We start from the raw sequence: 21078 nt of genomic DNA, 5'->3' as shown, positions 1-21078 counted from the left end.
AATATGAATCACTTCATAAACCTGACTTACTTTAGTGTGAGACTCTTGATACTTTCGCTATCTGATCCGAGGATCAGCTCGCTTCCATCAAGCGCCCACACTTATCGGCTGTTAATTTTTAAAGAGCATTTCTGCGAGAAACCTTCTGTTTCCCGGCAGCGCTGCGTTTTCAGCAGCAGAGAAGCGAAATTATGAACCATCCTTCTTCGCTCGTCAACAACTTTCTGAACTGCTTCGTTGCCACGGCGGGGGTTCAACTTCGTGTGCATCGAGGTCGCTACAGCAACCTCCAACAGCACCGCTTCCCTTCCTCCCGCGCTGCGTTTCCGTTAGCGCGAAAGAGGCGTGATTGTAGGCAGCCTCCTCGAACAGCGCAAGGGGGTTTGATGGATTTTTCTTCACCCCGTCGAGCCGGCCTTCCGGCCATGCCGGAGCACAAGGCCGCTTATGGTGCAAAGAACGGACTAGAATGTGAGGTTCTTCGCCTCTTTCTATACGTATTTAATATGCGCCAGCGAATCGCCAAACGTCTCCCCCCCGACGCCGACAAACTGGTCGGCCTGTCGCTTGCGCTCTTCGCCTCGGGCAGCCGCATCGAGGATCGCTTCTGGGAAGCGAAGCTCGACGCGCTGCTCGCCAAGATCGTTCGCAACGGCAACCAGACCACGCTCGACGCCGCACTCGACCATCTGCAGCAGAACCACCCCGATGCCTATGGCGCGCTCGCCGACATGGCCGAGACGCACAGTGAATCGATGGTGATCGAGCACGACGGCCAGCCGTACGATGCACTGCTGGTAGCCGTTCCCGTTCTCGCGTGGACGCGCTACATGATTCCGTCAGGTCCGCTGAAAGGCGATGTCGCCGACGCACTGCGCACGCAACTGCAGGCGCACGTGCTCGCAACCGGCACGCTCGTCGGACTGGCCCCGTTCCTGTACAGCATCGACCAGCTGCCGCGCCACCACGTCGAGACCTACCGGCTCGCCCAGCAGCTTGCGCATGCGGCAATCGGCCAGCACGCCGCCAAGCTGAGCTTCGGCGACCTGCCCGAAACCTCGCCGATCCTCGCCGACCCGCGCTTCCTGCTCGCCGTGGTTGCCGCGCCGGCCGGCGCACCGCTGTTCCGCTGGCAGGAAGAAGAGCACGGCAACCGGATCGAACGCGGCCAGTGTCTCGAGCAGTGGACCGCCCAGGGCGGCCCGAGCCTGTCGGTTGCCCTCCCCGGCTGCGAGTTCGAATGTCTGCTTCCGGACGCGTACTATTCGGCCTGCCGCGATGCGGACGAGCGGATCCGTCCGCACACGGTCCGAACGGCCATCCGTTATCTTTTCGACACACTTGGTGCAGCACCGCAGGAACTGCGCGCCGTGGTCGCGGGCTTCGGGGAGCGCCGGATCGACGAGTATCGCGTCGGCTTCACGCGACGTGCCAGCAATGACGTGATCTATGGCGTCGTGTGGCCGCTCTACGGCCGCGAGAACGGCGACGTGTCGGTCGATAACGCGACGCTCGAAGGCGAAGCGCCGATGGAAGGGCCGATGGAGGAAATCGTGAGTCTGCTGAAGGAATGCGGCGTAACCGACGTCCGGCGGCACGCAGGCCGCTTCGAGCCCGAGTACTGCGACGACTGCGGCGTGCCGCTCTATGCGGACCCACTCGGCGAGATCGTCCATGCGGAAATGCCGGAAGACGCATCGCCCGCCCAGCCGCATTTTCACTAATCGCGCATCGCGGGCGCGCCGAGCCTGCCCGACAAAGCCGCTCCCGGTTCCTGCCGGAGCGGCTTTTTTCTCGCGCGCATTTCCCTCCATTCAAAATTTCGGACTTTTCCTAAGCCTTTCAGCCAAGCAGACATCGTGTAAGGTCTTTGTCATGATCGGACCCAAGATATGCCGACGGCAGATCAATGACTCACCTTATGGAGGTTGAATATGCGGTTCCTGGTGCTGAACTCAGACGCCGAACGGCGTGACGGACTCAAGACCCTGCTGCGGCAGATCGACCGCCACGCCAGCATCAACGATGCGCCCGACGGTTTCCAGGCGCGCCGACTGCTGCGCACCCAGCGTTTCGACCTCGTCGCGATCAACTGGCTGGACGTCGGCCGGCTCAGCGAACTGCAGGCGCTCTGCAGCGCCTGCTCGCCGACGCCCGCCGCGGTATTGATCGACGAATCCACGCCGGAAGCCATCCAGCGCTTCTACAACTATGGCGTCGCGGGCGTGATCCCCCACTCCATGCGGCCGCACCTGATCGTGCGGGCTCTCGAAATGGTCATGCTGGGCGGCCACTACATCCCGCCCATTGCGCTCAGCCTGCTGCCCTCCGCCGCCGCGGCACGCCACGACGCCCATTTCCAGACGCTCGCCGGATCGCTGCCGCGCCGCCCCGCAAGCCGCCTCCTGTCGCCTAGACAGGCGCAGATCATGCGCTTCGTCCACATGGGCAATACCAACAAGATGATCGCCCGCACGCTCGGCATCAGCGAAGGCACCGTAAAGATCCACCTCGCCAGCATCTTCCAGCAGCTTGGCGCGGCAAACCGGGCCGCGGCCGTCGCGATCTACAACGGCTGGCTGTCGCCGCATCTCGAGGTGCTGCTGGCGAACCGTGAGCGTGCGGACAAGCCGACCATCGGCGAACGCGGCCCGGTTCCGCTGCGCACGCAACGGAACAACCGTCCGTATCCGCTGCCGGACGCAAACACCGCGGACCTGCCGCTCGCGGCCGAACCGCCGGCGCGGTTTCGGCGCGAACGCTAGTCGGACAGTATCGATATTGCGACGGTCAGCAAGTGCGGATTCCCACCTTTGATGCTCAACGAGTAATATGGACGCATGGGTTTTCTTTTCACACCGCTTCCGCTCTGGGTTGGCATCGGCGGCTGGATGGGCGCCGTGGCTCTGCTCGCGCTCGCGCTCTGGAATCGTCCCTTCGTCCGCCTGCAGGATGCAACGCTCCAGCACGTTTGGCTCGCGCTCGTCACTGCAATTACGGTTCTGTGGGCCTCGAATGCATGGCTCGAGGACGGCATCGTCATGCACCTGCTCGGCGCGACGCTGCTCGTCACGCTGTTCGACTGGACGCTTGCGCTGATCGCGATGGGTGCCGTCACGGGCATCGCCGCGATCGTCTTCGATGCGCCGTGGCAAGGTATCGGCCTCACCTATCTGATCTACGGCGCGCTACCGGTCGCCGTGTCCGCGTTGCTGCAGCGCGCGGTGATCGCGTGGCTCCCGCACAACCTCGCATCGTTCATCACCGGCCAGGGATTCCTGTCTCCGGCCGTCGCGATCGTCGCCGTGGCCGCGGCCGCGGCCGGCGTCCAGCTCGCACTCGCGGACGGCGTGCCCGTCGTGATTCCCGCCGGCTATCTGCTCAACACCGCGCTGCTCGCGCTTGGCGAAGCGTGGTTCACCGGCATGGCGACCGCGCTCATCGCCGTCTATCGTCCGGCGTGGGTCACCACGTTCGACGTGCGGCGCTATCGACTCGGCGGCCCGCGCGCCTGAGTGCGCCTGTCCCGATGCGATCGGCGCACGCGGCAATCTGCTTCCGCAGCGCGGGAGAGTGGGCCATCTACTGCCGCCCAACTTTTTTACGCTAAGATTGAACTCCTGTTCTTCATCGGGCATCTATACCTGCCCGATGCCTCATTCGCTCCTCACCAATAACCAGATGGACAGCTCTCCTGCCTCGCTCCGGATTTTCCGGGCGCTCGGCAAGCTGGCAGCCTGTGTCGCCGGCCTGTCGCTTGCGCTTCCGGCACCGGTATTCGCCGACCTCCTCGACCAGCGCTCCGAACTGATCAACAAATTCGTCAACGAGATGCATGCCGATCCGATCGTCGCCGATTGTGCGGCGCACGGTAGCTTCATCGCCAGCACGTCGTCGGCCTTCAACCGCGTCGACTTCGCGCCGAACGCATTCGAAAACGGCAACGCGACGATCACGCCGTGGAACGATTCGTTCGATCAAGGCAAGCAGCACGTGAAGGTCGACAACATCGTCGCCGTGGACGGCCTCGGCATCCACAGCGACGGCAGCGAGCCGACACCGCTGAAATTCCGCTGCGGCTATGTCGGTCAGCAAATGCTCGCGTTCAGCTGGAACGATCCCGTGCCGCCGTTGAAACCGCGCGTCGAGCGCTCGTCGTCGACGAAGAAGTTCAAGGGCAAGTCGCACCGCGGCAAGGTCAAGGCATCCGGCCGCACCGGCAAGAAAGCCGTCGCAACGAAGAAATCAAGCGGCCAGAAGAAAGCCGTGAAGAAGAAAACCGCGAAGAAGTCCTGATCCGACGGAAGCGGCAACGACAGAAGCGAAAAAGCCGGCGCATCGCACGATGTGCCGGCTTTTTTCATGTCGACGGCGGTTGCGCTTACGCGAACGTCTCGACGTGCACCAGGATTGCCGCCAGCATCGCGGCGCCCAGCGCCGCGCTGCGTTCGCCGTTCCAGCCGACCCGCTCGTCGGGCAGGTTCGCATTGTCCTTGAACGGCATCTCGAGCGTCAGCGACAGGCAGCCGAACTGGTGGCCGATATACTTCGATGCGAGCTTGAGCGCGTCTTCCTTGTACTTGCTCGCCGCGTAGCCGTGCTCGGTCTGGAAATCCGGGCTCGTGACCTTGAACGCCTCGATGAACGCGGTCTGCTCCTTGCGCTGCTGCTCGGTGAAGCTCGGCAGCATCTCCGAACCCGCGACGAACACGTACGGCAGATCCTCGTCGCCGTGAATGTCGAAGAACATGTCGCAGCCGATCGCATGGATCGCATCGCGCACGGCCAGCACTTCGGGGCTGCGCTCGGCATCGGGCTCCATCCACTCGCGGTTCAGGTTCGCGCCCGCCGCGTTGGTGCGCAGGTTGCCGTGCACGCTGCCGTCCGGGTTCATGTTCGGGACGATGTAGAACGTCGCGCGGTCGTAAAGCTTGCGCGCCACCGGGTCGCCCGCCCAATCGCCCCATCCGGCCAGCCGCTTGACGAGCCCTTCGATGAACCACTCGGCCATCGTCTCGCCGGGGTGCTGGCGCGCGATGACCCACACCTTCTTCTTCGGCGCGCCGTCGACTTCCGGCGTACCCAGCGTCAGCAACGACATCGGACGGCCTTCGACCGTGCGGCCAAGCTCGACGACGCGCGCCTGCGGCAACTGCTGGACCGCGCCGAGAAACGCCGCATGGCGCTCTTCCGAATACGGCTCGAAATATGCGTAGTAGATGCTGTCGAACTCGGGCGTATGATCGATAGTCATCGTCTTGCCGTCGAATGTGGTCGGCACGCGGAACCAGTCGACGCGATCGTAGCTCGCGACCGCGCTGTAGTTATGCCATCCCGACGGATACGCGCACTCGGCCGCATTCTCGAACGACATCACGCAACGCTCGCCGCGCGCGCCCGTGAGGCGGTAGTAGAACCATTGTGCGAATTCCGAGCGGTTGTCGCCGCGCACGCGCAGCCGGATCGCGTCCGGGCTGTCGCACGACACGACGTCGATGGCGCCCGCGTCGAAATTGCTGGTGATCGAAAGGGTCATCTGTCTCTCCTCTGTCGACCGGAGTTAGTGCTTCAGCACTTGCTCCGGGCCCATGCAAAGCTGTCGACCGGAACGGGCGGTTTGCCGCCCGCCCGGCCTCATGCATGCGCCGGCCGTCTCGTGAACGGCCGATAGGGTCACTCGCCGATTCGCCGGCGATATACGTAAGTCGAATCGTTCGATGCAGCGGCGTCGAACGCGTAGTCTTCCATCGCGAAATCCTTCAGCGCCGCCGGTTCGGCGATGCGGTTCTCGACGATATAGCGCGCCATCAGGCCACGGGCGCGCTTCGCGTGGAAGCTGATGATCTTGTAGCGGCCGCCCTTCCAGTCCTCGAACACCGGCGTGACGACCGGTGCGGCCAGCAGTTTCGGCTTGACCGACTTGAAGTACTCGGTCGACGCGCAATTGACCAGCACGCGCGCCGCGCCGCTGCGCGTCTCGAGTTGCTCGTTCAGCGCACGCGTGATCCGGTCGCCCCAGAACGCATACAGATCCTTGCCGCGCGCGTTCGCGAAACGGGTACCCATCTCGAGCCGGTACGGCTGCAGCAGATCGAGCGGGCGCAGCAGCCCGTACAGGCCCGACAGCACGCGCACGTGCTGCTGCGCGTAGTCGAGATCGGCGACCGACAGCGATTTGGCATCGAACCCTTCGTACACGTCACCGTTGAACGCGAGCACCGCCTGCTTCGCATTGGCCGGCGAGAAGGTCGGCGACCAGTCCGCGTAGCGCTGGAAGTTCAGGCGCGCGAGCGGGTCGGAGATGTCCATCAGCGTCGCGATGTCCTGCGGCGACAGCTTGCGCAGGCCGTCGATCAGTTCCGACGCATCGTCCACGAATGCCGGCTTCGTGTAAGACGGGACGTGGGCGGGCGTATCGTAGTCGAGGGATTTGGCGGGAGAGAGAACGATTATCATAGAGGCTCGCTGGCACGCCGTGCCTTGCGGTCAGACGAAAACCACCGATTGTAACGAATGACCCGCTCCTCCGCCCCGCATGCCGCACATCGCGTCGTGCTCGACTCGAACGTCTGGATCGACATACTCGTATTCGACGACCCTGCCACACGCCCGATCCGGGCTGCGCTCGAACGCGGCACGCTGGCCGCCGTGATCGACGGCCGCTGCCTGAACGAGCTCGAGCTCGTGCTCGACTACCCGCAATTCCGCGAGCGCGCGATCGACAAGGCCGAAGCGCTCGCGACCGTCGCACGCCTCACGAGCCTCGTCGAGCCGCCGCCCGTCGGCGCCGACGCGCCGCCGCTGCCGAAGTGCAAGGACCGCGACGATCAGAAGTTTCTCGAGCTCGCGCGCGCCGCGCAGGCCGACTGGCTCGTGTCGAAGGACCGTGCGCTGCTCAAGCTCGCGAAGCGCACCGCACGCGACTTCGGCTTCCGGATCGCGCAGCCCGCGCCGTTTACCGAAGCCTGCGCGCTCGATGCCGCGTCGGCCACCCCCACCACGCCGGCCTGACGGGCCGACGCAACACGCTTGCGACCGTATCGATGAACGCTCCTTCCGACATGCCTACGAATCCCGTTTTCCCATCGCGCCTGCCGAACGTCGGCACCACGATCTTCACGGTCATGAGCGCGCTCGCCGCCGAGAAAGGCGCCGTGAATCTCGGCCAGGGCTTCCCGGATTTCGACTGTGACCCGCGCATCGTCGACGCGGTCGCGGCCGCGATGCGCAACGGCCACAACCAGTATCCGCCGATGGCGGGCGTCGCGCCGCTGCGCGACGCGATCGCCGGCAAGATCGCGCAGGTCTACGGCCGGCGCTACGACCCGGCCACCGAGATCACGGTGACGGCCGGCGCGACGCAGGCACTGCTCACGGCGATCCTGTGCGCGGTGCATCCGGGCGACGAGGTGATCGTCGTCGAGCCGACCTACGACAGCTATCTGCCGTCGATCGAACTCGCCGGCGGCAAGCCGGTGTTCGTCACGCTGGAGGCGCCCGACTACGCGATCCCGTTCGATCGTCTCGCCGCCGCGATCACGCCGAAGACGCGGATGATCATGATCAACACGCCGCACAACCCGACCGGCACCGTGTGGCGCGAGGCCGACATGCGCAAGCTCGAGGAGATCGTGCGCGGCACCAACGTGCTGATCCTGTCCGATGAAGTGTACGAGCACATGGTCTACGACGGCGCCCGGCACGAGAGCGTCGCGCGCTACCCGGAATTGGCCGAGCGCAGTTTCATCGTGTCGAGCTTCGGGAAGACCTACCACGTGACGGGCTGGAAGATCGGCTATGTCGCGGCGCCCGCCGCGCTGACCGCGGAGTTCCGCAAGGTCCATCAGTTCAACGTGTTCACGGTGAACACGCCGACGCAGATCGGGCTCGCCGACTACCTGCGCGACCCGGCACCGTACCTGACGCTGCCCGACTTCTACCAGAAGAAGCGCGACTTCTTCCGCGCCGGCCTCGAACGCACGCGCTTCAAGCTGCTGCCGTGCACGGGCACGTATTTCCAGTGCGTCGACTATTCGGCGATCAGCGACCTGCCCGAAGCGGAATTCTCGAAGTGGCTCACGTCGGAGATCGGCGTGGCCGCGATTCCGGTGTCGGCGTTCTATCACGAGCCGCACGAATCGGGCGTCGTGCGCTTCTGCTTCGCGAAACAGGAAAGCACGCTCGCGTCCGCACTCGATCGGCTCGCCCGCCTGTAAGTCCGGCACGGGCGGCCAGACGCGGCCCGCGCCGTGCCCGGGTCGCGCTTACGAACGCGCGGTGCCCGTCGCCTCGACATAGGCCTTGCGATCGGCCGCCACGCGCTGCGCGGCCGGCCGCTCGCCGACCCGCTTCGCGTGCGCCTTCCAGTCGATGCCTGCGTCGAGCAGGAAATCGCGGCCGAACAGGGCCTTCGTCGCCATCCCGATCACCGGCAGATGGACCGATGCGGCGATGTCCGCAAGACCGAACGTGTCACCGAGCACGTACGGCGAGAATTGCGTCATCCGCTTGAATGCATCGATCGCACGCGGCAGGCGCTTCTCGACATGCGCCTTGGTCCCGTCGCTGACCTTGCCGCCGAAAAACGCTTCCGTATAGACTTCGCGCGCGGTCCATTCGAGATACAGCTCGAGCGTCTCGATGAGTTCGCGCACCTTCGCGGCCGCGAACGGCCCCGCGGGGAAAATGGCTTTGTCGGGATAACGCGCTGCCAGATACTCGATGATCACCTGCGACTCGAACAGCGCCCCCTCTTCCGTCTTCAGGAACGGAATCTTGCCGAGCGGCGAATCGGCGAGCCATGCCGGATCGCCGATCGGCAAGCTGCATGTCACTTCCTCGAACGGGATGTCATGTTCGAGCAGGACGAACTTCACCTTGTTGTAGTAGTTGGACAACGGAATACCGCACAGCTGTAGCATCGGAGTCTCCTTCGTTGCTGGAGCGCGGCCGCAGCAACGCGGGCCGCGTCAGGATTCGTCGCGCTGAAAAGCACGTTCGTGCTAGTCTAAAGCAGTTTCATGTCCGTCATGACAACAATGCATCCGCTGCGGCAGCACCCTCATGGGTATGCGAACGAGCCTGCGCAACGCGCGGCGCCGCAGCCTCGCCATCCGATGGAGACACACTCGCATGAGTGCTGAACTGCTGGCCTCGCGGCCGCCCGAGAGCGAATCGACGCTCGTCCTCACGCTGTCCAATCCCGGCGCGCGCAATGCGCTGCATCCCGACATGTATGCGGCCGGCGTCGAAGCGCTCGCCACCACCGAGCGTGATCCCGCAATTCGCGCGGTCGTGCTCACGGGGGCCGATCGTTTCTTTTGCGCGGGCGGTAACCTGAACCGGCTGCTCGACAACCGCTCGAAGGATCCGTCCTACCAGGCAGACAGCATCGATCAGCTTGGCGCGTGGATCACGGCGATCCGCGGCTCGACGAAACCCGTGATCGCGGCGGTCGAAGGTGCGGCGGCCGGCGCGGGCTTCTCGCTCGCGCTCGCGTGCGACCTGATCGTCGCAGCACACGACGCGAAGTTCGTGATGTCGTATGCGCGCGTCGGCCTCACGCCTGACGGCGGCGGCTCGTGGTTCCTCGCACGCGCGCTGCCGCGCGCGCTGGCCGCCGAAATCCTGTTCGAAGGCAAGCCCGTCGCGGCCGAACGCCTGCATGCGCTCGGCGTCGTCAATCGGCTCGCCGTGCCCGGTGCCGCATTGTCCGATGCGCTCGCGTGGGCCGACTCGCTTGCCGGCATCTCGCCGAACGCACTCACGCGCATCAAGTCGCTGCTCGACGATGCACCCGCGCAGCCGCTGGAGACCCATCTCGGCACGGAGCGCGATCACTTCGTCGCATCGCTGCATCACGCGGACGCGTTCGAAGGCATTACCGCGTTTCTCGAGAAACGGCAGCCGCGCTACAAGCGCTGATCCGCGCAATCCCGCTGTTCGAGCGGCCTCGCCGTCGCCGCATCGACACTCGTGCGCCGGCGCGCGGCCGCGCCTTCCCGCCGCCTGCGGCGCACGTCGATCCATGCTCTAATGACCGCCTGTCGCGGCGTCCTGCCGGCGCCGTTTTCGCGCATGCAACGAAGGAGTTGACGATGATCGACGTCTACAGCTGGGCGACCCCGAACGGCCACAAGATACACATCATGCTCGAGGAAACAGGCCTCGCGTATCGTGTGCATCCGGTCGATATCGGTGCGGGCGACCAGTTCAAGCCCGAATTCCTCAAGATCAGCCCGAACAACAAGATCCCCGCGATCGTCGATGCGGACGGCCCGGGCGGCAAGCCGATCTCGCTGTTCGAATCGGGCGCGATCCTTGTGTATCTCGCGGAAAAGACCGGCAAGTTCCTGCCGACCGACCCGGCGGCGCGCTACGCGACGCTCGAATGGCTGATGTTCCAGATGGGCGGCATCGGCCCGATGCTCGGGCAGGCGCATCACTTCCGCCTCTACGCGCCGGAGCAGATCGAATACGCGGTCAATCGCTACACGAACGAAGCGAAGCGCCTGTACAACGTGATGGACAAACGCCTCGGCGAATCCGAATATCTCGCGGGCGACACGTACACGATCGCGGACATCGCGACGTTCCCGTGGACGCGTTCGTGGCAAAACCAGGGCATCGTGCTCGATGAACTGCCGAACGTGAAGCGCTGGCAAGAAGCGATTGCCGCGCGTCCCGCCGTGCAGCGCGGCGTCGAAGTCCTCGCATCGCTGCGCAAGGCATTGCAGGACGACAAGGCGCGCGAGATGCTGTTCGGCGCAACGCAATACGCGAAGCACTGAAGCAGCACGCGTGGGCAACGCGGCGGCATCCGTCGATGCCGCCGCGCACATCAGAAGTAGTGCAGCGTAATGAATTCCGCCGCGCAAACAAGCAACGGCGCGTCGGGACGCTCGGCCTGCATCGATACCGACCATGTGACCTGCACGCCGCCCCGCGCGGCCTCCGCGGTTTCCTTCACCGCGAACAGCGCGCGCACACGCGCGCCGACCGGCACCGGCTTCAGAAACCGCACGCGATTCAGTCCGTAGTTCACGCCCATCTTCTGCTCGAAGCGCATCGCATCGGCCATCAGCGCGGGAATCAGCGACAGCGTGAGAAATCCGTGCGCGATCGGACCGCCGAACGGCGACTCGCGCCGCGCGCGCTCGGGGTCGACATGTATCCACTGGCGATCGCCGGTCGCGTCGGCGAAACCGTCGACCCGACGCTGGTCGATCTCGACCCAGCCGCTCGCCAGCGGTTCCGCGCCGACCCGTGCACGCAGCGCCTGCGGCGACGCGATCAGCGGCAGTGTCACGTCCGTCATGCGCCCGCTCCTTGCGGATGGCGCAGCCCGAAGATCACCTTGCTATGCACGGAGATCACCGTGTCGCCGGCGCCGTTGATGCCGATCCACTCCGTCGACACGATGCCGCGGTCGGGCTTGCTCGCCGACACGCGCTTGTCGTGGATCTTCTGATACATCGTGATCGTGTCGCCGGCACGCACGGGCTTGAGCCATCGGATCGAATCGATGCCGGGCGAGCCCATGCTGGTCGAATCCGGCCCGAGCTTCTTGATGAGCAGGCTCATGAACACGGAACACGTATGCCAGCCGCTCGCGACCAGTCCGCCGAACGGCGATGCCTTGCCTGCTTCCTCGTCGAGATGGAACGGCTGCGGATCGTAGCGTTGCGCGAACGCCTTGATGTCCTCCGGTTCGAACGTGTAGCGGCCGATTTCGGTCGTACTGCCGAGTTCCAGATCTTCGTAACTGATACCCACTCTGTGTGTCTCCTCTGGCGCGCCCGCGCGTCGCCGTCATGCCGCGTCGGCTTGCGCGAAATCCGGCAGGGCCGCGATGCGCGCAAGGTGGTGATCGGTGTCGCCGAGTGTCGTCTCGATGATCGACAGCCGCTTGAACAGGTGTGCGGCGGCGACCTCGTTGGTCACGCCCATACCGCCGTGCAGTTGCACGGCCTGCTGACCGACGAAGCGTGCTGCCGCGCCGACCCGCGCCTTCGCGGCCGAAACCGCCTTGCGCCGCGCATCGGCATCGCCGCCCGCGTATCGCACCGCGGCCAGGTAGGTCAGCGAACGCGCCTGCTCCGCGTGAATCAGCATGTCGACCATCCGGTGCTGCAGCGCCTGAAAACGCGCGATCGGTACGCCGAACTGTTCGCGCGTCTTCGTGTATTCGACCGTCGCGCGGTTCAGTTCGTCGAGTGCGCCGACCGCTTCCGCGCAGAGCAGGAAGGTCGCGTAATCGGCAATCTGCTCAAGCGCGGCCGCATCGCGTGCGCCGCCCGTCAGTTGCCGCGCGGGCGTTTCATGCAGCTCGATCGTCGCGGCGCGCTGGCCGTCGATCGTCCGATAGTCGACGAGCGTCACTCCCGCGGCGTCGCGCTCGACGACGAACAGGCCGATGCCGCCGCCGTCGACCCGCGCGGGCACGATCCACGCGTGCGCCTGTGCGCCGTGCTGGACGACCGACTTGGCGCCGGTCAACCGGCAAGCGCCGCCCTGCTCGCGCGCCTGCGTGCCGAGTTCGTACAGGTCGTAGCGCGCCCGCGATTCGTGAAACGCAACCGCCAGGCGCTTCTGCCCCTGTGCGACCGCTTCCAGCAGCGCGGCATCGTCGCCCGTGCCGGACCCGGCGACCCGCAGCGCCTCGATGCCGACCGCCGTCGCCCAGTACGGCTCGACCACGAGTGCGCGGCCGAGCTCCTGCATCGCGACCAGCATGTCGACCGGGCCGCCGCCGAATCCGCCCTGTGCCTCCGGCACGGGCAGCGCGGTCAGGCCCAGCTCCGCGAATGCGCTCCATTGCGCGTCCGACACGCCCGCATCGCTGCGCACGATGGCCTGGCGCGCGTCGAAACCGTACTGCTCGCCGAGATAGCGGCGCAGCGCGTCGGCGAACTGTTGCTGCTCGTCGGTAAAGCTGAAATCCATGGTTGTCTCCGTTCCCTGGTCACAGCCCGAGAATCATCTGCGCGATGATGTTCTTCTGAATCTCGTTCGAGCCGCCGTAGATCGACGTCTTCCGATAATTGAAGTAGTACGCGGCGAGCGGCGCGGCATCGTCGTCGCCCGCGATGCTGTGTTCGCGCTCGCCCTCGAGGAACGGCACGTCGAACGGCGCCGCGAGCGGCCCGATCGCCTCGAACATCAGCTCGGTGAGCGCCTGCTGCACCTCGGTACCCTTGATCTTCAGCATCGACGCCTCCGGGCCCGGCCCCTTGCCGCTCGTCTCGCGGCTCACGACGCGCAGCACGGTCACCTCGAGCGCCATCAGCTCGACCTCGAGCGCCGCGACCTTCGCGGCAAACACGGGATCCGCGAGCAACGGCTTGCCGTTCTTCTGCTGGTGCGACGCCACGCGCTTCAGGAACACGAGCTCGCGCTTGGACGCGCCGACACGAGCGATACCGGTGCGCTCGTGGCCCAACAGGTATTTCGCGTAGGTCCAGCCGCGGTTTTCGTCGCCGACGAGATTCTCGACGGGCACCTTCACGTCCTCGAAGAACACCTCGTTGACCTCGTGATCCTCGTCGAGCGTGATGATCGGACGCACCGTGACGCCGGGCGTCGCCATGTCGATCAGCAGGAACGAGATGCCTTCCTGCTTCTTCGCCGCCGGATCCGTACGCACGAGGCAGAACATCATGTCCGCGTACTGACCGAGCGTGGTCCAGGTCTTTTGGCCGTTGACGACGTAGTGATCGCCATGGCGTTCGGCGCGGGTGCGCAGCGATGCGAGGTCCGACCCGGAGCCCGGCTCCGAATAGCCCTGACACCACCAGTCGGTGCCGTCGAGGATGCGCGGCAGATAGTGACGCTTCTGCGCCTCGCTGCCGTATTTCATCAGCACCGGCGCGACCATCGACACGCCGAACGGCAGCACGGTCGGCGCGCCGATGCGGGCGCACTCCTCGTCCCAGATGTGCCGCTGCGTCGCGTTCCAGCCCGGGCCGCCATATTCGGCCGGCCATGCGGGCGCGGACCAGCCGCGCAGGCCGAGAATCCGGTGCCAGCTCGCGAAATCCTCGCGGTCGAGTCGCTTGTGATCGAGTACTTTGGCGCGCAGGGCGTGAGGCAGATTGGCCTCGAGCCAGGCGCGGACGTCAACGCGGAACGCGTCGTCGGCGGGGGAATAATCCAGATCCATGCGCAGTGTCTCCTGTCGACCCGGGTTAGCGCTTCAGCGCTTACTCTGATCCCATGCTTCGCGATCGACCTGAGTCAGCGCTTTAGCGGTTAATCAGGTCCCAGCAAGGCTGACCGCGGCCATCCGCCCGGCCAGGACCCACTGCGTACGTCATTGCAGCGGTTCTTTCAGCGCGGCAGGAATCGGCAGCGGCATCACGTCGATGCCTTCTTCAGCCAAGGATTGCGCATCCTCCGGCGTCGTGACGCCACGAATGCTGCGTGCCGGCGCCTCGTTGTAATGGATGCGCCGCGCTTCCTCGGCGAAGCGCTCGCCCACATTCTCGGTCTTCTCCAGCACCTCGCGCAGCGCGCGCATCACCTGCGCCTGAAGCGCACGCGGATCGGTCGGCTGCGCCTGCGTCGCACCCGACAGGTTCAGGCGCGGCGCCGACGGCATCCGGTTGATCTCGGTCGTCCCGCACACCGGACATTCGACCAGCTTGCGGGACAACTGCGCTTCGAACTCATCGGCGGAAGCGAACCAGCCTTCGAACCGATGACCGTGCGGGCACTGTAAATCGAGGACCTTCATGCTGTGAATCAGGGCGTGTGACGAGTGTAGCGCAAAACGCGCTTTTGTGAACGATCGTGCTAAATCTGGATCGCGCGACCGGCAAACGGCCGCGTCACCGGATTGTAACGCGGCGTCCCACCCCGCCGCTAACGCGCCGTCAGGGCTTCTGGACCGGGCCCAGCGGCCAGGCGCCGGACAGTACCTTGTCGAGCCACATCATGCCGATGATCGTCTTCACGTCGGTGATCTGGCCCGTGCGCACCCATTCCTGCAGGTCGGCTTGCGTCGCCGTGAAGGTTTCCAGGAATTCGCCTTCGTCGAGCTGGCGCTCGCCGGCCGTCAGCCCGCGCGCGAGATACAGGTCGATGAATTCGGTCGAGTAGGAAATGATCGGGTGAATCCGGGCCAGGAACACGTATTCGCGTGCCGTGTAGCCGGTTTCCTCGCGCAGCTCGCGCACCGCGCAGGCGAGCGCGCCTTCGTTCGGATCGAGCTTGCCGGCCGGGAATTCGGCCATGACCTTGCCGATCGGATAGCGATACTGGCTTTCCATCAGCACGCGGCCGTCGTCGAACAGCGGGATCACCATCACCGCGCCCGGGTGCTGGACGTATTCGCGCGTGGCCTGCTTGCCGTCCGGCAACCGGACGGTATCGCGCTTGAGCTTGAGAAACGAGCCTTCGAAAATCGCCTCGCTCTCGAGGCAGGTTTCGGTCAGTGCGGCGTCGTGATTGGGTAGTTCGGCCATCGGCGGCTCCGTGATTGAGCGCGACGGCCAAGGGCCTGTCCGCGCTGATAGCTAGCTCGCGCTGGCCGCCGGAAGGGGCCGAGCACAAGGATTGCGACGAACAGGATACTCGACGTATTCGCAACGAGCATGACGCCGCGATCGGCCGCGCTGGCGGTCAGCCCCACCACCGCATTTTGTCAATCAGGCCAACGTGCGTTGCCGGTCGCACCGCGCGTTCGCGAGCTTGCGATCCGCGCGGCCCGTTGTCAGCGTCGTTTGACGAGATACTGGAACGTGAAGCCGGGAAACGCGAATACGACAAAGAGACTGAACGTGATCGCGTAAAACTGCCAGCCCTGTTCGAAGCGGTTGCCGGCGCGCGACTCGAGCCAGAAGCCGAGCGCGCCGACGACGAAATACAGCACGATCAGCTCGCCGATCCGAACCCACGCATTCTTCTTCGTCGCGCCGAACGGCACGACGGCGAAGAGGCGTTGGTTCAGGAACGGCACGTTGGCGCATACGAGCGCCAACAGCACGATGAACCAGCCGGCTGCCGACATTACAGCGGCAGCGTATGACGGATCGCCTGCAGGCAGGCCGTCAGCAGCGGGCTCGGGATCAGGCCGAGCACGACGACCGCGAGGCCGTTCAGCACGAGGATCGTGCGCTTGCAGAAATCGCCGGTGACCGGGGTCGTGTCCTGCGGCGCATCGAAGTACATCAGCTTGACGATGCGCAGGTAGTAGAACGCGCCGAACAGCGACGTGATCACGGCCAGCACGGCGAGCCACGTGAGGCCCGCGTTGACGGTCGCCTCGAGCACCGCGAGCTTCGCGTAGAAGCCGACGGTCGGCGGGATACCGGCCAGCGAGAACATCATGACCATCATCACGAACGCGAACACGGGGCTGCGCTTGTTGAGGCCCTTGAAGTCGTCGATCGTCTCCGCTTCGAAATCGCGGCGCGCGAGCAGCATCACCACGCCGAACGAGCCGAGCGTCGTGATCAGGTACACGATCGCGTAGAACATCGCCGAGCTGTATGCGTTCGCCGGGGCGGCCGCGTCGCCCTTCACGATGCCTGCGAGTAGGCCGAGCAGCACGAAGCCCATGTTCGAGATCGCCGAGTACGCGAGCATCCGCTTGATGTTGCGCTGGACGATACCGGTGATGTTACCGACGATCAGCGACAGCGCGGCGAGGATCACGAGCGCGGTCTGCCAGTTCTGAGCGAGCGGCAGCAGGCCCATCACCAGGAAGCGCAAACCCCACGCGAACGCGGCAACCTTCGGGCCGCCGCCGACGAACAGCGTCATCGCGGTCGGAGCACCCTGGTAGACGTCCGGCACCCACATGTGGAACGGCACGGCGCCGAGCTTGAACGCGATACCGGCGACGATGAAGACCACGCCGAACATCAGCACGGCTGCGTCGGTAGTGCCGCCGACTGCCTTGTACACCTCGCCCAGCTCGAGCGAGCCGGTCGCGCCGTAGAGCATCGAGATGCCGTACAGCACGAAGCCCGACGCGAGCGCGCCCAGCACGTAGTACTTCATCGCGGCTTCGCTCGACTGCGGGGCATCGCGGCGCAGCGCGATGACCGCGTACAGCGACAGCGACATCAGTTCGAGGCCAAGGTACAGCGTCAGGAAGTTGTTGCCCGACACCATCACCAATTGACCGAGCAGCGAGAACATGCCCAGCAGGAACACGTCGCCGCGGAACATGTCGCGGTCTTCGAGGTACTTGCGCGAATAGACGAGCGAGACCGCGAAGCCGATCGACACGACGGCCTTCATCATGCTCGCGAACGAGTCGACGACGACCATCCGCGAGAAGAAGTAGTACTGGTGCGGGTCCAGCGCCTGCACCGCGAACCACACGCCGGCGACGACCGACGAAACCACCGCGATCAGATAGGTCAGGCGGCGGCCGGCGGCACCGGTAAAGGTGTCATTCAGCCATGCGACGACGACGGCGACCATCACCAGCGCGTCAGGCAACAGGACATTCATAGGTGCGTTCATGATCTTGATTTCCTCCGCTCGCGATTACTGGGCCAGCGGCAGTTTCGACTGCGCGACATGGGAGAGGAGGTTTTCCACGGAAACGTGCATCACGTCGGTGAAAGGCTTCGGATACAGGCCCATCAGCATCGTGAACGCGGCCAGCACGGCCAGCATCAGGAATTCGCGACGGCCGATGTCCTTCAGCTTGGCAACGTGATCGTTCGCGACCGCGCCGAAGTACACGCGCTTGTACATCCACAGCGTGTAGGCGGCGCCGAGGATCAGCGTGAATGCCGCGCCGAATGCGATCCAGAAGTTGTACTGGACGGCCGCGAGAATCACCATGAACTCGCCGACGAAACCCGAGGTACCCGGCAGGCCGCAGTTGGCCATCGAGAACAGCATCGCGAAAGCCGCGAACTTCGGCATCACGTTCACGACGCCGCCGTAGTCGGCGATCTGGCGCGAGTGCAGGCGGTCGTACAGCACGCCGATGCACAGGAACATCGCGCCCGACACGAAGCCGTGCGAGATCATCTGGACGATCGCGCCTTCGACGCCGAGCTGGTTGAAGATGAAGAAGCCGAGCGTCACGAAGCCCATGTGCGCGATCGACGAATACGCGACCAGCTTCTTCATGTCGGCCTGCACCATCGCGACGAGGCCGATGTAGATCACCGCGATCAGCGACAGCGTGATCACGACCGGTGCCAGGAAGTGGCTTGCGTCAGGCGTGATCGGCAGCGAGAAGCGCAGGAAACCGTACGCGCCGAGCTTCAGCATGATCGCCGCCAGCACGACCGAGCCGCCCGTCGGCGCTTCCACGTGCGCGTCCGGCAGCCAGGTATGCACCGGCCACATCGGCACCTTCACCGCGAACGCGAGGAAGAACGCGATGAACAGCAGGATCTGCGGCGTCATCGCGATCTTGGCGTTCTGCCACGTCGCGAGGTCGAACGAATGCGTCTGCGTGTACAGGTAGATCAGCGCGACCAGCATCAGCAGCGAGCCGGCCAGCGTGTACAGGAAGAACTTGAATGCCGCGTACACGCGGTTCGGGCCGCCCCACACGCCGATGATGATGTACATCGGGATCAGGGTCGCCTCGAAGAACACGTAGAACAGCAGGCCGTCGGCCGCCGAGAACACGCCGATCATGATCCCGGACAGGATCAGGAAGGCCGCGAGGTACTGCGCGACGTTCTCGGTGATCACTTCCCACGCGGCGATCACGACGATCACCGTGATCAGCGCCGTCAGCACGACGAACCACATCGAAATGCCGTCGACGCCGAGGTGGTACGAGATGTCGAAGCGCTCGATCCAGGTCGACTTCTCGACGAACTGCAGCGCGGCCGTGCTCGAGTCGAAGCCCGTGATCAGCGGGATCGTGACCGCGAGACCGAGCAGCGAACCGATCAGCGCGACCCAGCGGGCCGTCCCCGGATTTTTGTCGTTACCCACCGCGAGCACGAGGAGGCCGAAAACGATCGGCAGCCAGATCGCGGTACTGAGAATCGGAAAAGCGTGCATTAGTGTTGTCCCCCCGCCTTATTTGCCGCCGAGCGTTACAAACAGGGTCAGGAGCCCCAGCATGCCGATGATCATGGCGAACGCGTAGTGATAGATGTAACCGGATTGGAGGAAGCGGATCACGCCGGCGAACCAGCCGATGAACCGGGCGCTGCCGTTGACGAGGCCGTCGATCACGACGACGTCACCTTCCTTCCAGAGGCCGCGGCCGATCGCCACCGAACCACGGGCGAACACCACTTCGTTGATCTTGTCCATGTAGTACTTGTTGTCCAGCAGCGTGTAGATCGGGCCGAACGCACGGCGGATCGACGCCGGCAGTTCCGGACGCTTCAGGTACAGGAACCATGCGACGACGACACCGGCGAGCGCCAGCCACACCGGCAGCCCCGACACCGAGTGCAGGCCCATGCCGACCCAGCCGTGGAACTCTTCGGCCATCTCGGCCAGCGCCGGATGGTTCGCGCCGATGAAGATCACCTTGTCGAATGCGACGCCGTGCTGGAAGAAGTCGCCGAACAGCATCGGGCCGATCGCGATCGCGCCGATGATCACCGACGGAATCGCCAGCAGGACCAGCGGCACCCACACGACCCACGGGGTCTCGTGCGGCTCGTGCGCGTGATCGTCATGACCGTGGCCATGGCCGTGATCGTCGTGGCCGTGCGCGGCCGCCATGCCCATCGGCGATTCCGGATGCTTCGGCTTGCGGAAGCGCTCTTCGCCGTGGAACACCAGGAAGTACATGCGGAACGAGTACAGCGCCGTGACGAACACGCTCGCGACGACCGCGAAGTACGCGAAGCCCGAACCCGGCAGGTGCGACAGCTTCACCGCGTCGATGATCGAGTCTTTCGAGTAGAAGCCCGAGAAGAACGGCGTGCCGATCAGCGCCAGCGAACCGACGAGCGACGTGATCCACGTGATCGGCATGTACTTGCGCAGGCCGCCCATGTTGCGCATGTCCTGGTCGTGGTGCATGCCCATGATCACCGAACCGGCGCCGAGGAACAGCAGCGCCTTGAAGAACGCGTGCGTCATCAGGTGGAACACGGCGACCGGGTAAGCGGACACGCCGAGCGCGACGGTCATGTAGCCGAGCTGCGACAGCGTCGAGTACGCGACGACCCGCTTGATGTCGTTCTGGACGATCCCGAGGAAGCCCATGAACAGTGCCGTGATCGCGCCGATCACCGTGATGAACGACAGCGCGGTATCCGACAGTTCGAACAGCGGCGACATGCGCGACACCATGAAGATGCCGGCCGTCACCATCGTCGCCGCGTGAATCAGCGCGGAGATCGGGGTCGGGCCTTCCATCGAGTCGGGCAGCCACACGTGCAGCGGGAACTGTGCCGACTTGCCCATCGCGCCGATGAACAGGCAGATACAGGCGACGGTCAGCAGGCCCCAGTCGGTGCCCGGGAAGTGCAGGCTGGCGAGCTCGGCACGCTTCGCGAACACTTCGCCGTAGTTCATCGAGCCCGCAAATGCGAGCAGCAGGCCGATGCCCAGCAGGAAGCCGAAGTCGCCCACGCGGTTCACGAGGAACGCCTTCATGTTCGCGTAGATCGCGCTCTCACGCGTGAAGTAGAAGCCGATCAGCAGGTACGACACCAGACCCACCGCTTCCCAGCCGAAGAACAGTTGCAGGAAGTTGTTGCTCATCACGAGCATCAGCATCGAGAACGTGAACAGCGAGATGTACGAGAAGAAGCGCTGGTAGCCGTCGTCTTCCGCCATGTAGCCGATCGTGTACACGTGCACCATCAGCGAGACGAAGGTCACGACGACCATCATCATCGCGGTCAGCGAATCGACGAGGAAGCCGACTTCGAGTTTCAGCGAGCCGACGTTCATCCATTCATAGACGGTCGCGTTGAAGCTCGCGCCGCCCATCACGTCGAGGAAGACTTTCGCCGACAGGAGGAACGCGATCAATACGCCGAGGATCGTGATCCGGTGTGCGCCCTTGCGCCCCACTGCGTTCCCGAACAGCCCCGCAATCAGCGAGCCGGCCAGCGGAGCGAGCGGAATCGCCAGCAGCAGGTTTTCATTGAGTGTCATTGACATAACAGCGTTGCCTGA

General features: G+C 64.7%; 21 protein-coding genes. 8 read left to right on the top strand and 13 right to left on the bottom strand.

Features of this window, described 5'->3' with window-relative positions:
• Nucleotides 1-506: 506 nt before the first annotated feature.
• The 4 genes from SB786_RS13815 (at nucleotide 507) to SB786_RS13800 (ending at nucleotide 4296) form a co-directional block, all read left to right on the top strand.
• The gene (locus tag SB786_RS13815) at nucleotides 507-1724 is read left to right on the top strand and encodes a DUF2863 family protein (protein ID WP_410727934.1); all 1218 of its coding nucleotides are present in this window, start codon (nucleotides 507-509) and stop codon (nucleotides 1722-1724) included.
• A gap of 210 nt (nucleotides 1725-1934) precedes the next feature.
• Nucleotides 1935-2765 (top strand): LuxR C-terminal-related transcriptional regulator, encoded by an 831-nt coding sequence (locus SB786_RS13810; RefSeq protein WP_410727933.1) that lies wholly within the window; start codon nucleotides 1935-1937, stop codon nucleotides 2763-2765.
• Between the two features lie 75 nt (nucleotides 2766-2840).
• A complete protein-coding gene (locus SB786_RS13805) occupies nucleotides 2841-3515 on the top strand; it encodes an energy-coupling factor ABC transporter permease (RefSeq protein WP_410727932.1) in 675 nt (224 codons plus the stop codon).
• 136 nt (nucleotides 3516-3651) lie between these two features.
• Nucleotides 3652-4296, top strand: coding sequence for a BspC domain-containing protein (locus tag SB786_RS13800; protein ID WP_410727941.1), 645 nt, complete (start codon nucleotides 3652-3654; stop codon nucleotides 4294-4296).
• A gap of 85 nt (nucleotides 4297-4381) precedes the next feature.
• On the opposite strand, the gene SB786_RS13795 is transcribed toward SB786_RS13800, so the two are convergent.
• Nucleotides 4382-5536, bottom strand: coding sequence for a M14-type cytosolic carboxypeptidase (locus tag SB786_RS13795; protein ID WP_410727931.1), 1155 nt, complete (start codon nucleotides 5534-5536; stop codon nucleotides 4382-4384).
• 137 nt (nucleotides 5537-5673) lie between these two features.
• Nucleotides 5674-6456, bottom strand: a complete 783-nt coding sequence (yaaA, locus tag SB786_RS13790; protein ID WP_410727930.1) for a peroxide stress protein YaaA — start codon at nucleotides 6454-6456, stop codon at nucleotides 5674-5676.
• A 57-nt stretch (nucleotides 6457-6513) separates the two neighbouring features.
• Here yaaA and SB786_RS13785 point away from each other — a divergent pair, with 57 nt between their 5' ends.
• The gene (locus SB786_RS13785) at nucleotides 6514-7011 is read left to right on the top strand and encodes a putative toxin-antitoxin system toxin component, PIN family (protein ID WP_410727929.1); all 498 of its coding nucleotides are present in this window, start codon (nucleotides 6514-6516) and stop codon (nucleotides 7009-7011) included.
• 32 nt (nucleotides 7012-7043) lie between these two features.
• Nucleotides 7044-8216 (top strand): pyridoxal phosphate-dependent aminotransferase, encoded by a 1173-nt coding sequence (locus tag SB786_RS13780; protein ID WP_410727928.1) that lies wholly within the window; start codon nucleotides 7044-7046, stop codon nucleotides 8214-8216.
• A 48-nt stretch (nucleotides 8217-8264) separates the two neighbouring features.
• On the opposite strand, the gene SB786_RS13775 is transcribed toward SB786_RS13780, so the two are convergent.
• Nucleotides 8265-8921, bottom strand: a complete 657-nt coding sequence (locus SB786_RS13775; RefSeq protein ID WP_410727927.1) for a glutathione S-transferase — start codon at nucleotides 8919-8921, stop codon at nucleotides 8265-8267.
• Between the two features lie 211 nt (nucleotides 8922-9132).
• Here SB786_RS13775 and SB786_RS13770 point away from each other — a divergent pair, with 211 nt between their 5' ends.
• Nucleotides 9133-9924 (top strand): oxepin-CoA hydrolase, alternative type, encoded by a 792-nt coding sequence (locus SB786_RS13770; RefSeq protein WP_410727926.1) that lies wholly within the window; start codon nucleotides 9133-9135, stop codon nucleotides 9922-9924.
• A 173-nt stretch (nucleotides 9925-10097) separates the two neighbouring features.
• Entirely contained in the window at nucleotides 10098-10790 is a 693-nt protein-coding gene (locus SB786_RS13765; protein ID WP_410727925.1) for a glutathione binding-like protein, read from the top strand.
• A 50-nt stretch (nucleotides 10791-10840) separates the two neighbouring features.
• Here the strand turns inward: SB786_RS13765 and SB786_RS13760 are convergent, their stop codons facing one another.
• The 10 genes from SB786_RS13760 to nuoL all read right to left on the bottom strand — a co-directional run bounded on the left by SB786_RS13760 (nucleotide 10841) and on the right by nuoL (nucleotide 21063).
• Nucleotides 10841-11317 carry a MaoC family dehydratase gene (locus SB786_RS13760; RefSeq protein WP_410727924.1) on the bottom strand — a complete coding sequence of 159 codons (477 nt, stop codon included), beginning with the start codon at nucleotides 11315-11317 and terminating at the stop codon, nucleotides 10841-10843.
• A complete protein-coding gene (locus tag SB786_RS13755) occupies nucleotides 11314-11775 on the bottom strand; it encodes a MaoC family dehydratase (RefSeq protein WP_006756913.1) in 462 nt (153 codons plus the stop codon). Before SB786_RS13755 ends, SB786_RS13760 begins: the two co-directional genes overlap by 4 nt.
• Nucleotides 11776-11811: 36 nt before the next feature.
• Nucleotides 11812-12945 carry an acyl-CoA dehydrogenase family protein gene (locus tag SB786_RS13750; protein ID WP_410727923.1) on the bottom strand — a complete coding sequence of 378 codons (1134 nt, stop codon included), beginning with the start codon at nucleotides 12943-12945 and terminating at the stop codon, nucleotides 11812-11814.
• 19 nt (nucleotides 12946-12964) lie between these two features.
• Nucleotides 12965-14161 (bottom strand): acyl-CoA dehydrogenase family protein, encoded by a 1197-nt coding sequence (locus SB786_RS13745; RefSeq protein WP_410727922.1) that lies wholly within the window; start codon nucleotides 14159-14161, stop codon nucleotides 12965-12967.
• 150 nt (nucleotides 14162-14311) lie between these two features.
• Nucleotides 14312-14734 carry a DUF1178 family protein gene (locus SB786_RS13740; RefSeq protein ID WP_410727921.1) on the bottom strand — a complete coding sequence of 141 codons (423 nt, stop codon included), beginning with the start codon at nucleotides 14732-14734 and terminating at the stop codon, nucleotides 14312-14314.
• 139 nt (nucleotides 14735-14873) lie between these two features.
• Nucleotides 14874-15464 carry an NUDIX domain-containing protein gene (locus SB786_RS13735; RefSeq protein WP_410727920.1) on the bottom strand — a complete coding sequence of 197 codons (591 nt, stop codon included), beginning with the start codon at nucleotides 15462-15464 and terminating at the stop codon, nucleotides 14874-14876.
• Between the two features lie 248 nt (nucleotides 15465-15712).
• Entirely contained in the window at nucleotides 15713-16009 is a 297-nt protein-coding gene (locus SB786_RS13730) for a DUF2818 family protein (protein ID WP_006756909.1), read from the bottom strand.
• Nucleotides 16009-17463 (bottom strand): NADH-quinone oxidoreductase subunit NuoN, encoded by a 1455-nt coding sequence (gene nuoN, locus SB786_RS13725; RefSeq protein ID WP_410727940.1) that lies wholly within the window; start codon nucleotides 17461-17463, stop codon nucleotides 16009-16011. The genes SB786_RS13730 and nuoN overlap by 1 nt, the downstream gene beginning before the upstream one ends.
• 36 nt (nucleotides 17464-17499) lie before the next feature.
• Entirely contained in the window at nucleotides 17500-18990 is a 1491-nt protein-coding gene (locus tag SB786_RS13720; protein WP_410727919.1) for an NADH-quinone oxidoreductase subunit M, read from the bottom strand.
• 18 nt (nucleotides 18991-19008) lie between these two features.
• On the bottom strand, nucleotides 19009-21063 hold the full coding sequence (gene nuoL / locus SB786_RS13715; protein WP_410727918.1) for an NADH-quinone oxidoreductase subunit L: 2055 nt from the start codon (nucleotides 21061-21063) through the stop codon (nucleotides 19009-19011).
• Nucleotides 21064-21078 lie beyond the last annotated feature (15 nt).

The organism is Burkholderia sp. SIMBA_062, from assembly GCF_046534765.1.
Lineage (GTDB): Bacteria > Pseudomonadota > Gammaproteobacteria > Burkholderiales > Burkholderiaceae > Burkholderia > Burkholderia ambifaria.
Note: the sequence above shows the minus strand (reverse complement) of the source record. Positions and strands in the feature narration are given on the sequence as shown.

Excerpts from the sequence above, each read along its gene's own strand:
- SB786_RS13815 (WP_410727934.1), top strand. The coding sequence starts at position 507 with ATGCGCCAGCGAATCGCCAAACGTCTCCCCCCCGACGCCGACAAACTG.
- SB786_RS13810 (WP_410727933.1), top strand. The coding sequence starts at position 1,935 with ATGCGGTTCCTGGTGCTGAACTCAGACGCCGAACGGCGTGACGGACTC.
- SB786_RS13805 (WP_410727932.1), top strand. The coding sequence starts at position 2,841 with ATGGGTTTTCTTTTCACACCGCTTCCGCTCTGGGTTGGCATCGGCGGC.
- SB786_RS13800 (WP_410727941.1), top strand. The coding sequence starts at position 3,652 with ATGCCTCATTCGCTCCTCACCAATAACCAGATGGACAGCTCTCCTGCC.
- SB786_RS13795 (WP_410727931.1), bottom strand. The coding sequence starts at position 5,536 with ATGACCCTTTCGATCACCAGCAATTTCGACGCGGGCGCCATCGACGTC.
- yaaA (WP_410727930.1), bottom strand. The coding sequence starts at position 6,456 with ATGATAATCGTTCTCTCTCCCGCCAAATCCCTCGACTACGATACGCCC.
- SB786_RS13785 (WP_410727929.1), top strand. The coding sequence starts at position 6,514 with ATGACCCGCTCCTCCGCCCCGCATGCCGCACATCGCGTCGTGCTCGAC.
- SB786_RS13780 (WP_410727928.1), top strand. The coding sequence starts at position 7,044 with ATGAACGCTCCTTCCGACATGCCTACGAATCCCGTTTTCCCATCGCGC.
- SB786_RS13775 (WP_410727927.1), bottom strand. The coding sequence starts at position 8,921 with ATGCTACAGCTGTGCGGTATTCCGTTGTCCAACTACTACAACAAGGTG.
- SB786_RS13770 (WP_410727926.1), top strand. The coding sequence starts at position 9,133 with ATGAGTGCTGAACTGCTGGCCTCGCGGCCGCCCGAGAGCGAATCGACG.
- SB786_RS13765 (WP_410727925.1), top strand. The coding sequence starts at position 10,098 with ATGATCGACGTCTACAGCTGGGCGACCCCGAACGGCCACAAGATACAC.
- SB786_RS13760 (WP_410727924.1), bottom strand. The coding sequence starts at position 11,317 with ATGACGGACGTGACACTGCCGCTGATCGCGTCGCCGCAGGCGCTGCGT.
- SB786_RS13750 (WP_410727923.1), bottom strand. The coding sequence starts at position 12,945 with ATGGATTTCAGCTTTACCGACGAGCAGCAACAGTTCGCCGACGCGCTG.
- SB786_RS13745 (WP_410727922.1), bottom strand. The coding sequence starts at position 14,161 with ATGGATCTGGATTATTCCCCCGCCGACGACGCGTTCCGCGTTGACGTC.
- SB786_RS13740 (WP_410727921.1), bottom strand. The coding sequence starts at position 14,734 with ATGAAGGTCCTCGATTTACAGTGCCCGCACGGTCATCGGTTCGAAGGC.
- SB786_RS13735 (WP_410727920.1), bottom strand. The coding sequence starts at position 15,464 with ATGGCCGAACTACCCAATCACGACGCCGCACTGACCGAAACCTGCCTC.
- SB786_RS13730 (WP_006756909.1), bottom strand. The coding sequence starts at position 16,009 with ATGTCGGCAGCCGGCTGGTTCATCGTGCTGTTGGCGCTCGTATGCGCC.
- nuoN (WP_410727940.1), bottom strand. The coding sequence starts at position 17,463 with ATGAATGTCCTGTTGCCTGACGCGCTGGTGATGGTCGCCGTCGTCGTC.
- SB786_RS13720 (WP_410727919.1), bottom strand. The coding sequence starts at position 18,990 with ATGCACGCTTTTCCGATTCTCAGTACCGCGATCTGGCTGCCGATCGTT.
- nuoL (WP_410727918.1), bottom strand. The coding sequence starts at position 21,063 with ATGTCAATGACACTCAATGAAAACCTGCTGCTGGCGATTCCGCTCGCT.